Source organism: Novosphingobium olei (assembly GCF_012927405.1).
GTDB classification, from domain to species: domain Bacteria; phylum Pseudomonadota; class Alphaproteobacteria; order Sphingomonadales; family Sphingomonadaceae; genus Novosphingobium; species Novosphingobium olei.
This window is the reverse complement of the sequence record NZ_JABBGM010000005.1, coordinates 319,191-332,853: the sequence shown is the minus strand read 5'-3', so window position 1 is coordinate 332,853 and position 13,663 is coordinate 319,191. Positions and strand designations below refer to the sequence as shown.

Here is a 13,663-nt window from a genome sequence, read left to right as displayed (position 1 = left end):
GACCCGTCGGGCCTCAAGGCCTCGACAAGTACCGTCTCGTCAGAAGAAGCCGAGCTTCTTCGGGCTGTAGCTGACGAGCATGTTCTTGGTCTGCTGGTAGTGGTCGAGCATCATCTTGTGCGTTTCGCGCCCGATGCCCGATTGCTTGTACCCGCCGAACGCCGCGTGCGCGGGATAGGCGTGGTAGCAGTTGGTCCACACCCGCCCGGCCTGGATCGCGCGGCCGAAACGGTAGCAGGTGTTGGCATCGCGGCTCCACACGCCCGCGCCAAGGCCATAGGCGGTGTCGTTGGCGATCTGCAGCGCTTCTTCCGGTGTCGAGAACGTGGTGGTGGAAACCACCGGCCCGAAGATCTCTTCCTGGAAGATGCGCATCTTGTTGTGGCCCTTGAACACCGTCGGCTGGATATAGAAGCCGCCCGCCAGATCGCCGCCCAACTGCGCCACGCCGCCGCCGGTCAGCACCTGCGCGCCTTCGTCCTTTCCGATCTGCAGGTAGCGCAGGATCTTGTCCTGCTGCTCCGCGCTCGCCTGCGCGCCGATCATCGTCGCGGGATCGAGCGGATTGCCCTGCACTATCTGCTGCACGCGGGCGATCGCGCGCTCCATGAAGCGGTCGTAGATCGATTCGTGGATCAGCGCGCGGCTGGGGCAGGTGCAGACCTCGCCCTGGTTCAGGGCGAACATGACGAAGCCTTCGATCGCCTTGTCGAAGAAGTCGTCATCGTGCGCTGCAACGTCGGCGAAGAAGATGTTGGGGCTCTTGCCCCCCAGCTCCAGCGTCACCGGGATCAGGTTTTCGGAAGCGTACTGCATGATCAGGCGGCCGGTGCTGGTCTCACCGGTGAACGCGATCTTGGCGATGCGCTTGGAGCTGGCGAGCGGCTTGCCTGCTTCCAGGCCGAAGCCGTTGACCACGTTGAGCACGCCCGGCGGCAACAGGTCGCCGATCAGGTCCATCAGCACGAGGATCGAGGCCGGGGTCTGCTCCGCGGGCTTCAGCACCACGCAGTTGCCCGCCGCCAGCGCAGGCGCGAGCTTCCACGCCGCCATCAGGATCGGGAAGTTCCACGGAATGATCTGGCCGACCACGCCCAGCGGTTCGTGGAAGTGATAGCCGATGGTGTCTTCGTCGATCTCCGCGATCGAGCCTTCCTGCGCCCGCACGCACCCCGCGAAATAGCGGAAGTGGTCGATGGCGAGCGGAATGTCGGCGGCCAGCGTCTCGCGGATCGGCTTGCCGTTGTCCCACGTTTCGGCCGTGGCGAGCAGGTCGAGGTTGGCTTCCATCACATCGGCGATGCGCAGCAGGGCCAGCGCGCGGTCGGCCGGGCTGGTGCGGCCCCAGGCGTCCTTGGCGGCATGCGCGGCATCGAGCGCGAGCTCGATGTCGTCGGCGTCCGAGCGCGCGACGCGGCATACGACCTTGCCGTTGATGGGCGAGACATTGTCGAAATAGCGCCCGGCGCGCGGGGCCACCCACTTGCCGCCGATGAAGTTGTCGTAGGTGCTGGCGAAGGGAGCGACCTTCGCGGCCTTGTCGGCCAATGCCATATCCATGGGTTCATCCTCTCGTTCGGGTTCTTGTGGAACGGCGCCTTCCCGCCGCTCCCCCGAACGATGCATCCCACCGACGCCGATCTCCCGAAATCCCCCCGGCGGTCATTCCCCGCCCGCCTGTCTCGCCGTTGAGACAGGCAGCGCCGCGTTCAGTGCAGGCCGGTGAGGCCCGCGCGTTCCATGCGGCGGTACATCGTGGCGCGGCCGATGCCGAGCAGGCGCGCGGCGGCCGCGACATTGCCGCCCGAACGCGCCAGCGCCTGGCGCAACACGCTGCGTTCGCCGTCTTCGAAGCCAGCTGGCACCTGCTGCCCCAGCACATCGGCGAGCGGCTTGGGCGCCAGTTGGCGCGCCGGGCCAAGACCCAACCGGCGGCGTGCGGCGCGGGTGGCGCCGATGACCAGATCGTCGCGATCGACCGCGAGCAGCGCCGAGCCGCGCCCCGGCGCATCGGGCGCATGGACTATGCGGGCGTCGGCGAAATGGCGGCAGAAGAATTCGCGCTCGATCTGGCGGGCGGCATCCTGGACCAGCGCCGCGACCATGGCCGCCATCGCTTCGCCATGGTCGGCGCGCACGCTCGATACGTCGAGCGCGGCGACGAGCTGGCCGCAAGGATCGAAGATCGGCGCGTCCATGCACGAAACACCGATGTTGCGGCTGGCGAAGTGCTCGCCCTTCAGGATCGTCACCGCGCGTTCCTCGACAAGGCAGGTGCCGATGCCGTTGGTGCCCTCGGCCGCCTCGCTCCATTGTCCGCCGATCGTGAGGCCGACGGCATCGAACAGCGCGGCATCCCCGGCGCCCGAACGCGCTTCGAGCACCACCCCGGTGGTGTCCGCCAGGATCACGCAGCATCCGGTGCGGCCGACGCTGCCGAACAGGCTGTCGAGCACCGGGGTAGCCGCATCGAGCAGCGCGCCATTGGCTTCGCGCAGGCGCGCAAGGTCGCTTCCCGAAACACGGGTCGCGGCGCGTCCCTGCGCAGGATCGAGGCCATGATGCAGCGCCGAGCGGCACCACGAGGCGGCAACCGCCGAGGTGCCGGCGCTGTGCCCGGATTGGACCGTGCTGAGCACCAGGTCGCTATGCTTGCCCGACGTCTTGCGCATGTGCCTTCACCCTCTCGGCAGGACTGCGGCCTCGCGCTCTTTGCGACGCGACGTGCGGGCAGGCTGCTGGACGGCGATCGTTGGCGGTTTTGCGGCGAATGCAAGCCAATTCGGCAGGCGGGCCGCCGGCAATGTCCCGCCAGCGAGACACTGCCGGGCGATCATCGGTCACTTCAAGGTCTTGAGGTAGGCGATGATCGCCTTGCGCTTTTCCGGATCGGCCTGTCCGGCGTAGCTCATGCGGGTCCCGGGCACGAGCTTCATCGGGTTTTCAAGCCACTTGTCGAGCGTCGCTTCGTCCCACACGAGGCCAGACCCCTTCAGCGCCGGGCTGAACGAATAGCCGGCAACATCGCCCGCCTTGGTGCCGACAATACCGTAAAGGCTGGGCCCGATCACCGTCTTGCCCTTCTCCACCGCATGGCACGACTTGCAGATGCCGAACGCGGCCGGTGCCGCGTCGGCGACCGTCGTTTCCGCACCGGCTTGCGCGGCGGTGCCGTCATCGGTCTTTGCGCCACAGGCGGCAAGGGCGAGCGGGAGGGCGAAGGCGAGGCAGGCATGTACCGGCTTGGGCATGGGCGTGAGCTCCTAATCATCGGCGGCGCAGGCATCGACGGTGGCAGGGACGGCAGCGTGCCCGTCCGTGCGAGGCCCTTCCCTTGGGATCGCGCCGGCCCTATGCCCCGCCGCGCGATGTTTGAGAACCCTCCCCGAAGCTGGCTTGACGAATGGCGCAGCATGTTGCGCCTCGCCGCACCGCTGGTGGGGGCAAACCTGCTGCAGATGGCGGTCTTCGCGATCGACGTTGTGTTCGTGGCGCGGCTGGGGCCAGAGGCGCTGGCTGCCTCGTCGCTGTCGGTCGCGCTGTTCGGCTTGCTGGTCTGGAGCATGACCGGCCTGGTCGGCGCGGCGTCCCCGCTGATCGCGGCGGAGCTCGGTCGGCGCAAGCACGCCGTGCGCGAAGTGCGGCGCACCGTGCGCATGGCCGCCTGGGTGGGCCTGCTCGCCGCCGCGGTGGCCATCGGGGTCTGCCTGCTGGGCGGGCCGCTGATGCGCCTGACCGGGCAACAGCCCGGCGTCATCGCGAGGGCCGAACCGTTTCTCCACATCCTGATGTGGGCGGCGATCCCGGCGGTTCTGGCAGCGCTGCTGCGCACGGTGGTTGCCACGCTGGGGCGCCCGGGCATCGGCACCGCGATCACGGCCATGGCGGTGGCGGTGAACGCGCTGGGCAACTGGATCTTCGTCTTCGGCCACTTCGGCGCGCCGCAGATGGGGCTGTCGGGCTCGGCCGTGTCCAGCGTGGTCACCAGCGGCGCGATGCTGGGTGCCTATGCGCTGGTGATCCGCTTCGATCGGCGCCTTCATCGCTACCGCCTGCTGGGGCGCTGGTGGGTGCCCGAATGGCGCCGCTTTCGCGACGTGCTCCGGATCGGCCTGCCGATCTGCGGCACGATCATTGCCGAAGCCGGCATGTTCAACGGCGCGGCCTTCGTCATGGGTCGCATCGGCGAGGCAGAGCTCGCCGCGCATACCGTGGCGCTGCAATTCGCCGCGATCGCATTCCAGGTGCCCTTCGGCGTCGCGCAGGCGGCAACGATCCGCGTGGGCCTGTCGTTCGGCGCGGGCGACCGTCAAGCCATCCGGCGTGCGGGACAGGCGGCAACGCTGCTCGGCATGGGATTCATGGCGGTGTCAGCCAGTGTGATGCTGATCTTCCCGCATCAGTTGCTGTGGCTCTACATCGACCCCACCGCACCCGCCAACGCACGGGTGGTGGACCTTGCCATCCAGTACATGATCGTCGCGGCGGCGTTCCAGCTGTTCGATGGCGCGCAGGCCGTCGGCGCGGGCATGCTGCGCGGCCTGCAAGATACGCGCGTGCCGATGCTGATCGCGCTGTTCGGCTACTGGGTGCCGGGCGTGGGCACGGCGCTGTGGCTCGGGCTCTACACCCCGGTCGGCGGACTTGGCGTGTGGATCGGGCTGCTCGTCGGGCTGATCTTCGTGGCGGGGTTGCTGCACTGGCGCTGGCACCGTCGCGATCAGCTGGGGCTTCTGCCCGGCTGATTCCACGTCCACGTCATCGCGGCAGACTGGCGCGAAACGCAAAAAGATTCTTCGATCCGGGTCCTTGACGCTCTCTGCCCCCCCGCCCATATGCGCGGCGCTGGCACTCTCATCGCGAGAGTGCCAAGCAGAAATTCGTATCGCCAATTTGATTGGAAGAGGGAGCAACCCATGACTTTCCGTCCGCTGCACGACCGCGTGCTCGTGCGCCGCGTCGAAGCCGAGGAAAAGACCGCCGGCGGGATCATCATCCCCGACAGCGCCAAGGAAAAGCCCGCTGAAGGCGAAATCGTCGCCGTCGGCACCGGCGCCCGCGCCGAAAACGGCACGGTGACCCCGCTCGACGTCAAGGTCGGTGACCGCGTGCTGTTCGGCAAGTGGTCCGGCACCGAGGTCAAGGTCGCCACCGAAGACCTGCTGATCATGAAGGAATCGGACATCCTCGGCGTGATCGGCTGATCGACGCTGCTGTCCTGAAATCCACTCCAGACATTCGAAGGAAATCAACATGGCTGCCAAGGACGTACGCTTTTCGCGCGACGCTCGTGAGCGCATCCTGCGCGGCGTCGACATTCTTGCCGACGCGGTGAAGGTGACGCTGGGCCCCAAGGGCCGCAACGTCGTCATCGACAAGAGCTTCGGCGCCCCCCGCATCACCAAGGACGGTGTGTCGGTCGCCAAGGAAATCGAACTCAAGGACAAGTTCGAGAACATGGGCGCGCAGATGCTGCGCGAAGTCGCCAGCAAGGCCAACGACGCCGCTGGTGACGGCACCACCACCGCGACCGTTCTCGCCCAGGCGATCGTTCGCGAAGGCATGACCTCGGTTGCTGCCGGCATGAACCCGATGGACCTCAAGCGCGGCATCGACATCGCCGTGACCAAGGTTGTCGAAAACCTGAAGTCGCGTTCGACCCCGGTTTCGGGTTCGTCGGAAATCGCACAGGTCGGCATCATCTCGGCCAACGGTGACACCGAAGTCGGCCAGAAGATCGCCGAAGCGATGGAAAAGGTCGGCAAGGAAGGCGTCATCACCGTGGAAGAGGCCAAGGGCCTCGAATTCGAGCTCGATGTCGTCGAAGGCATGCAGTTCGACCGCGGCTATCTGTCGCCCTACTTCATCACCAACCCGGAAAAGATGACGGTCGAACTCGAGAACCCGTACATCCTGATCCACGAGAAGAAGCTGTCGTCGCTGCAGGCGATGCTGCCGGTTCTCGAAGCCGTGGTGCAGACCGGCCGTCCGCTGTTGATCATCGCCGAGGACATCGAAGGCGAAGCGCTGGCGACCCTCGTCGTCAACAAGCTGCGCGGCGGCCTGAAGGTTGCCGCGGTCAAGGCGCCGGGCTTCGGCGATCGCCGCAAGGCCATGCTGGGCGACATCGCCACGCTGACCAAGGGCGAGATGATCTCGGAAGACCTCGGCATCAAGCTCGAGAGCGTCACGCTCCCGATGCTCGGTCAGGCCAAGAAGGTCACCATCGACAAGGACAACACCACGATCGTCGACGGCGCCGGTTCGGCTGACGAAATCAAGGCCCGCGTCGAGCAGATCCGCGCCCAGATCGAAGTCACCACCAGCGACTACGACCGCGAGAAGCTCCAGGAGCGTCTTGCCAAGCTTGCTGGCGGCGTTGCCGTGATCAAGGTCGGCGGTGCGACCGAAGTCGAGGTGAAGGAGCGCAAGGACCGCGTCGACGACGCGCTGCACGCGACCCGCGCCGCGGTCGAGGAAGGCATCGTCCCCGGTGGCGGCACCGCGCTGCTCTATGCGACCAAGGCTCTTGAAGGCCTCAAGGGCGCCAACGACGACCAGACCAAGGGCATCGACATCGTTCGTCGCGCGATCCAGGCGCCGCTGCGCCAGATCGCTTCGAACGCGGGTCATGACGGTGCTGTCGTCGCGGGCAACCTGCTTCGCGAAAACGACGAGAACCAGGGCTTCAATGCCGCGACCGATACCTACGAGAACCTGAAGGCCGCCGGCGTCATCGACCCGACCAAGGTCGTGCGCACCGCGCTTCAGGATGCCGCGTCGGTTTCGGGCCTGCTGATCACCACCGAAGCGGCGATCAGCGAAAAGCCGGAAGACAAGCCCGCGATGCCGCCGATGGGCGGCGGCATGGGCGGCATGGGCGGCATGGACTTCTAAGCAGTCCACGCAGCACACGCTGACGGAAAAGGGCGGGGCCGGAAGGAAACTTCCGGCCCCGTTTCCTTTGCCGGGAACCGTTTCGCCCTCGTCGCGTTTGCGGCCCGATGGACATCCCGGCGCGCTCCCTGCCGCAATCGCCCAGCGACACCGGTTTCGACGACGCTGGGCCGCCGATTTCGCTCGAGCTGTACCGCACGCTGTTCGAAAGCATGGATCAAGGCTATTGCGTGATCCGCTTTCTCGACGGCCCGCACGGACCGCTGAGCGACTATATCCATATTCTCGCCAACGCCGCTTACGAGCGGAATACCGGCATTCCCAATGTCGTGGGGCAGAAGTTGCGCGAAATGGTCCCCGACGAAGCCGATGGCTGGGTCGCATTCTATGGACGTGTGCTGCACACGGGTGAGCCGATCCGCTTTCGCAACGAGCTTGTCGCCACGGGGCGACATCTGGAAGTTTCCTCGTTTCGCATCGGCCCCTTCGAGGATCGGCTGGTAGCCGTCCTGTTCAAGGACGTGACCGATCAGGTGCGCGCGGAAGAAGCGCTGCGCCAGCTGAACGAAACGCTGGAGGCCCGGGTCGTGGAGGCGCTGGCCGAACGAGAGGCCGCCGAAGCCGCCCTGCGGCAGGCGCAGAAGATGGAAGCGGTCGGCCAGCTGACCGGAGGCCTGGCGCACGACTTCAACAACCTGCTTGCCGGCATCCAGGGCGCGTTCGAACTGATCGAGCGTCGGCAGAAGCAGAACCCGGCGGCGGACATCTCCCGCTATCTGTCGGCGGGTCTCGGCGCGACCCGGCGCGCGGCCGCCCTGACTCACCGCCTGCTCGCCTTCTCCCGCCGCCAAACGCTTTCGCCGCGCGCGCTGGACATCAACACGCTGCTGCCCGAATTCGTCGAACTGGTGACGCGGACGGTCGGCCCGTCCTACGCGATCGTGCTGGACACGCAGAAGGGGCTTTGGCCGACGTCAGTCGATTCCAACCAGCTCGAGAATGCGCTGCTCAACCTGTGCATCAACGCGCGCGATGCCATGCCCGAAGGCGGGACGATCACGATCAACACCGAGAACGTGATGCTGCAGGGTTCGGCCGCGAGCGACCGCGGGTTGCCACCCGGCGACTACGTCACGGTGATGGTGACCGATGGCGGGGTCGGCATCTCGCCCGAGGATCTGGAGCGGGTGTTCGATCCGTTCTTCACGACCAAGCCTATCGGTCGCGGTACCGGGCTTGGCCTTTCGATGGTTTACGGATTTGCGCGGCAGAGCCGTGGCATCGTCAGGATCCGCTCTGTACAGGACGTCGGAACGCGCGTGCGAATCTATCTTCCTCGCTTCCTGGGCGAGGTTGCTTCTCCCGTACCTTCATCGGGCGAACCTCTGGCTGCCCCGATGCTGCAGGGCACGGTCCTTGTCGTGGATGACGAGTCGAGCGTGCGCATGCTGCTCGTCGATGCACTGGCGGGCATGGGCTACGCCTGCCTGGAGGCGGGCGACGGCGCCGAGGCGCTGGCGGTGCTCGAGGCGACACCGGTTCTCGATCTGCTCGTCACCGACGTCGGTCTGCCCGGCGGGCTCAACGGACGCCAGGTTGCCGACGCGGCACGACGCACCCGCCCGATGCTAAAGGTCATGTTCGTGACGGGCTACGCTGAAAGCAGCGTGATCGATGGCAGCGCGATCGAATCCGGCATGGACATCCTGACCAAGCCGTTCACCGTCGAGGAATTGACCAACCGGATCACGATGCTGGTGACAGGCTGACTGCGTTCTTTTCGAGCAGGATGAGGGCAGCCCCGCCATCCTCCTCCCGATGTTCGCCATAAACGCTGAAGCCAACCTTCCTGGCCACGGCGATCGAAGCGAGGTTGGTGTCGTTGATCATGCAGGCGACCCGCTTGTCCGGGTGCGCCGCGGCAAACCAGTCGAGCGCCGCGGCCGCGGCTTCGCTGGCGATGCCCTGTCCCCACGTTTCCTCGGCGAAGATCCAGCCGATCTCGGGCGTATCGTCCATGCCCTTGCCGAAGCCGCGCCACGAATGGAACACGCCGCAGATGCCGACGACCCTGTCTTCGCCGCGCGGGCGACAGGTGAGGATGCCATAGCCATAGAGCGCCCAGCTGCCCGCATTGCGCAGCAACCGGTTGAATTCCTCGACGACGCTGGTCGGACGATTGCCCAGATTCGCGCGCACCGCTTCGGGCGCCAGAAGCTCCACCAGCCCGTGATGATCGCGCGCGTGCGGTTGCCAGAGATCGAGCCGCGCCGTGCGCAGGAAGGGTTGGGGCTGGGTCATAGAGCGACATCGATAGCGTGGATCGCCACGCCGACAAGCCCGCCCACCAGCGTGCCGTTGATGCGGATGAACTGAAGATCGCGACCGACCGCGCCTTCGATCCGGTCGGTGACGGTGCGTGCATCCCAGCGACGCACCGTTTCGGATACCAGCCGCACGATCTGGCTGCCATAACGTGTCGCCACGCCGACCAGTGTGCGGCGGGCGAAGCGGTTGACCAGATGCTGCAGGCGCGGATCGTGCTGCAGGGCGCGACCCAACTCGGCGACGCTGGTGCCGAGCTGGCCGGACAGCGCTCCATCAGGCTCTCGCACCGCGCGCAACAGGCGCGCTCGCGCACGCTCCCACAGGGCATCGAGCCAAGCGGCGAAGGCCGGGTTGGCCAGAATTTCGCCTTTCATCCGTTCCACGCGCGCGCGCATTTCGGGGTCGTGGACAAGATCGTGGGCAAGCTGCTGCAAGCCCTCCTCGATCTTCACCCGCAGGGGATGGTCGGGAATCACCACGGTCTCCGCGAGCAGCTTGTACAGCCCGTCGAGGATCGTGTTGGCCAGCCGTTCATCGAGACGGGCGAACCGCATCAGCGCGTTGGCCCGTTCATGTATCATCGCGCGGATCATTTCCTCGTTTGCTTCGAGGATATGCGCCGCCTTGCGGATGCCGCTCTCGACCAGCGGCATGTGCCGGCCGTCGGCAACCATCGCGCCGAGCATCTGGCCCAGCAGCGGCGCCAGATCGAGCCGTTCGAACTGCGTACGCACTGCGCCTTTGGCCAGTCCGCCGAGCTTTTCCTGATCGAGCGATTCGAGCACGTCGGCCAGCAGGCTGGTGGCGCCATCGCGCAGCCGGCTTTCGGACCCGCGCGGATTGGCGAGGAACTGGCCCGCCAGCCTTGCCGCATCGAGCGTCTGCAGCCGCCGCGCCACGACCTGCGACGTCAGGAAATTGTCGCGCAGGAACGCAGCCATCGTATCGGCGATGCGATCCTTGTTTTCAGGGATGATCGCGGTGTGCGGGATCGGCAGTCCCAGCGGGCGCCGGAACAGCGCAGTCACCGCAAACCAGTCGGCCAAGCCACCCACCATCGCCGCTTCGGCAAAGGCGCGCAAATACCCCCAGCCGGGATGCAGCGGCACCAGTTGCCGCGAGAGCAGGAACAATCCCGCCATCGCGACGAGCAGACCGGTGGCGAGAAGTCGCATCCGGCGAGCCGGGTCGGTCAGCCGGAGCCCGGTTCGTTTGACGGCGGCAGAGGAAAGCTGGTTCACTCCGCCGGGAATGCCTCGCCGTGCGGCCGGTTCCCCGGAGCCTGGTTGCGCGGGTCATTGGGATCGTAGCTCAGCACCTTGCGGCCGAGCCACGGTCCCACGCGCTTTTCGAGGCCATCGGCCAGGCTGAAGCCTGCCGGGACGATCAGCAACGTGAGCAGCGTCGACATCGTCAGGCCGCCGATCACCGTGGTGCCCATCGGTGCACGCCAGCCGGCATCGCCCCCCAGCGAGATCGCGGTCGGCACCATGCCCGCGACCATGGCCACGGTGGTCATGATGATCGGCTGCGCGCGCTTGTGACCCGCCTCGATGATCGCTTCGAGCTTGGTCTTCCCGGTCCCCATCTCCTCAATGGCGAAGTCGATCAGCAGGATCGAATTCTTCGCCACGATGCCGAACAGCATCAGGATGCCGATGAACACCGGCATCGACAGCGGCTGGCCAACGATGCCGAGCAGCAGCATGCCCCCCAGCGGCGCCAGGAACAGCGAGCCCATGTTGACCAGCGGGGAAACGAAGCGGTGGTACAGCAGCACCAGCACCGAGAACACCAGCAGCACGCCCGCGCAGACCGCGACGATGAAGTTGGTGATCATTTCCTGCTGCCAGCGGTCCTCGCCCGCCGGGGCGTTCGACACCCCTTGGGGGATGTTCTTCATGATCGGCAGCTTGTTGATCTCTGCCATCGCGGTGCCCTTGGCGACGCCGGCTGGCAGGTCCGCGCCGATGAACACGCGGCGGTTCTGGTTGTACCGCTGGATCGTCGTCGGCCCCGAACCGAAGCCGATCGTCGCCACGCGAGACAGCGGCACGGTGGTGCCCGAGGTCGTAGGCACCGGCAGATTCTCGATCGTCGAAAGGTCTCGACGCGAATCCGGCGGCAGCTTGACGCGGATCGGCACCTGCCGGTCAGACAGCGAGAACTTGGCGCTGTTCTGGTCGATCTCACCTTGCGTCGCGATGCGGATGACCTGGCTCAGCGCCTGGGTGGTGACGCCAAGATTGGCAGCAAGGTCGAGATGCGGGGTGATGACGATCTCGGGCCGGCGCATGTCGGCGCTGACGCGGGGCGCGACCACCGTCTTGAGCTTGCTCATCTGGTCGACCAGCGTCTGCGCCGTGCGCTGCAGCAGCGCCGGATCGGAGCCAGACAGCATGATGCTGATCGGCCGCCCCGAACCCCCGCCGGGACCCCCGCCGTTCGAGCTCATGAACGAGACACGGGCATCGGCGATCGTCTGCAGCCTGGGCGTCAGCGCGCGTTCGAACTCGACGCTGCCGCGAAGCCCGGAACCCTTCTTGAGCACCAGGAACACGCGGCCCTTGGCCTCCTCGATGCGCTCGAGCCCGGCTCCGACCTCGGGCTCGCCCTTGATCAGGTTGTATACCTCGTCGATCTTCCGCTCGGTCTGCTCGATCGTGGTGCCGGGCACCATCTCGATCGTGATGCGGCTGAAGTCCTCGTCGGTGTCGGGGAAGAACTGGCTCGGCACGATCACGAACAGCAGGCCGGTCAGCAGCAGCGCGCCGAAGCCCACGCCCATCATCCACAGCCGGTGATCGCGAAGGCGCGCGCGGAAGCGGCGCTTGGGGAACGCGGCGCGATAGGCCTGCGCCGCGCGCGTATCGAGCGACCAGCGCAGGATCTTCATGTAGCGATCCATCCACGGGCCGCCGCCATGTTCGGCATGGCCGTGCGCCTTGAGGAAATAGGCGGCAATCATCGGCGTGATCATGCGCGCGACGAGCAGCGAGAACAGCACTGCAACCACGACCGTCAGGCCGAAGTTCTTGAAGAACTGGCCCGAAACGCCGGGCATCAGCCCAACAGGGAAGAACACCGCGACGATCGAGAAGGTCGTCGCGACGACCGCGAGCCCGATCTCGTCGGCGGCATCGATCGAGGCCTGGTACGGCGTTTTGCCCATGCGCATGTGGCGCACGATGTTCTCGATCTCCACGATTGCATCGTCGACGAGCACGCCTGCGACCAGACCCAGCGCCAGCAGCGACATCTGGTTGAGCGTGAAGCCCATCAGATCCATGACCCAGAAGGTGGGGATGGCCGAAAGCGGAATGGCGATCGCCGAAACGATCGTGGCGCGCCAGTCACGGAGGAAGAAGAACACCACGATGACCGCCAGCACGGCGCCTTCGACCATCGAGGACATCGAGCTGCGGTACTGGTCCTTCGTGTACTGCACCGAGTTGAACAGCTGGCGGAACTTGACCTTGCCACCCTGTTCGGTGGAGATCTTGTCCATCTCCTTTACCGCATCGTCGAACACGCTGACATCGGATTCGCCGCGCGCGCGGGCGATCGAGAAGGTCACCACCTGCTTGCCATTGAACTTGGCCAGCGAGGCGACTTCGCTGTAGCTGTCACGCACGTCGGCCACATCGGACAGGCGGATGGTCCGTCCGCTGGCCAGCGAGATCTGGGTCTGCGACAGATCGAACGCGGAAAGCGCGTTGCCGAGCACGCGCACGGCCTGGCGCGAACCCGCCACTTCCGCGCGCCCGCCCGCCGCGTTGAGGTTGACCTGGCGAAGCGCGGCGTTGATCTGGACTGCGGTAACGCCCTGCGCCTTCATCCGCATCGGATCGAGCGTGACCGCGATTTCGCGATCGACGCCGCCCGAACGCACGACTTCGGCCATGCCGGGCACGGTCAGCAGTCGCTTGGCGACCGTATCGTCGATGAACCACGACAGCTGTTCGAGCGTCATGTCGTCGGCTTCGACCGCGAAATAGGCGATCGGATCCGACGAGGTCTGCGCCTTGACCACCTGCGGCTCGAGAATCCCGTCGGGCAGGTTGCCGCGCGTCTGGTCGATGGCGTTCTTGACCTCGTTCACCGCCGCGTTGATGTCGGTGCCAATCTTGAACTGGATCATCGTCTGGCTGCTGCCTTCCGATGCCGTAGAGCTCATCGCCTCGATCCCCTGGATCGTGCGGACCGCGGATTCCACCCGCTGCGTGATCTGGTTCTCGATCTCGGTCGGCGCGGCGCCCGGCTGGCTGATCATCACGATCACCATCGGGAATTCGATGTCGGGCTGGTTCTGGACCTTCATGCCCATGAACGAGACCAGCCCTGCGAGCGTGAGCCCGAGGAACAGGACGATCGGCACGACCGGGTTGCGGATCGACCAGGCCGAGATGTTCTTGAAGTTCATCGGATCGACGCCCTC

10 protein-coding genes are annotated in these 13,663 nt (G+C 66.1%); 4 read left to right on the top strand and 6 right to left on the bottom strand.

All coding sequences use genetic code 11. The features are described 5' to 3' along the window. Positions 1-39: 39 nt before the first annotated feature. From adh to HHL27_RS13555, 3 genes are all read right to left on the bottom strand, one after another. Positions 40-1,560: an aldehyde dehydrogenase gene (gene adh, locus HHL27_RS13565; RefSeq protein ID WP_169493950.1), complete on the bottom strand. Its 1,521-nt coding sequence runs from the start codon at positions 1,558-1,560 to the stop codon at positions 40-42. A gap of 149 nt (positions 1,561-1,709) precedes the next feature. After that, positions 1,710-2,672: a helix-turn-helix domain-containing protein gene (locus tag HHL27_RS13560; RefSeq protein WP_169493949.1), complete on the bottom strand. Its 963-nt coding sequence runs from the start codon at positions 2,670-2,672 to the stop codon at positions 1,710-1,712. Positions 2,673-2,840: 168 nt separating this feature from the next. Then, positions 2,841-3,251, bottom strand: a complete 411-nt coding sequence (locus HHL27_RS13555; protein ID WP_169493948.1) for a c-type cytochrome — start codon at positions 3,249-3,251, stop codon at positions 2,841-2,843. Positions 3,252-3,368: 117 nt separating this feature from the next. Between HHL27_RS13555 and HHL27_RS13550 the strand changes: the two genes are divergently transcribed. The 4 genes from HHL27_RS13550 (at position 3,369) to HHL27_RS13535 (ending at position 8,666) form a co-directional block, all read left to right on the top strand. After that, positions 3,369-4,745 carry an MATE family efflux transporter gene (locus HHL27_RS13550; RefSeq protein WP_169493947.1) on the top strand — a complete coding sequence of 459 codons (1,377 nt, stop codon included), beginning with the start codon at positions 3,369-3,371 and terminating at the stop codon, positions 4,743-4,745. Between the two features lie 171 nt (positions 4,746-4,916). Then, complete coding sequence (gene groES, locus HHL27_RS13545) at positions 4,917-5,204, top strand: co-chaperone GroES (protein WP_169493946.1); 288 nt, start codon at positions 4,917-4,919, stop codon at positions 5,202-5,204. A gap of 49 nt (positions 5,205-5,253) precedes the next feature. Continuing rightward, entirely contained in the window at positions 5,254-6,897 is a 1,644-nt protein-coding gene (groL, locus tag HHL27_RS13540; RefSeq protein WP_169493945.1) for a chaperonin GroEL, read from the top strand. A 107-nt stretch (positions 6,898-7,004) separates the two neighbouring features. Continuing rightward, positions 7,005-8,666 (top strand): ATP-binding protein, encoded by a 1,662-nt coding sequence (locus HHL27_RS13535; protein ID WP_169493944.1) that lies wholly within the window; start codon positions 7,005-7,007, stop codon positions 8,664-8,666. Here HHL27_RS13535 and HHL27_RS13530 read toward each other — a convergent pair. The 3 genes from HHL27_RS13530 to HHL27_RS13520 form a co-directional block, all read right to left on the bottom strand. Further along, on the bottom strand, positions 8,644-9,198 hold the full coding sequence (locus tag HHL27_RS13530) for a GNAT family N-acetyltransferase (protein ID WP_169493943.1): 555 nt from the start codon (positions 9,196-9,198) through the stop codon (positions 8,644-8,646). The two genes, HHL27_RS13535 and HHL27_RS13530, sit on opposite strands and share 23 nt — an antisense overlap. Beyond that, complete coding sequence (locus HHL27_RS13525; RefSeq protein ID WP_169494013.1) at positions 9,195-10,400, bottom strand: DUF445 domain-containing protein; 1,206 nt, start codon at positions 10,398-10,400, stop codon at positions 9,195-9,197. Before HHL27_RS13525 ends, HHL27_RS13530 begins: the two co-directional genes overlap by 4 nt. A gap of 62 nt (positions 10,401-10,462) precedes the next feature. Beyond that, positions 10,463-13,648, bottom strand: coding sequence for an efflux RND transporter permease subunit (locus HHL27_RS13520; protein WP_169493942.1), 3,186 nt, complete (start codon positions 13,646-13,648; stop codon positions 10,463-10,465). Positions 13,649-13,663: the final 15 nt, after the last annotated feature.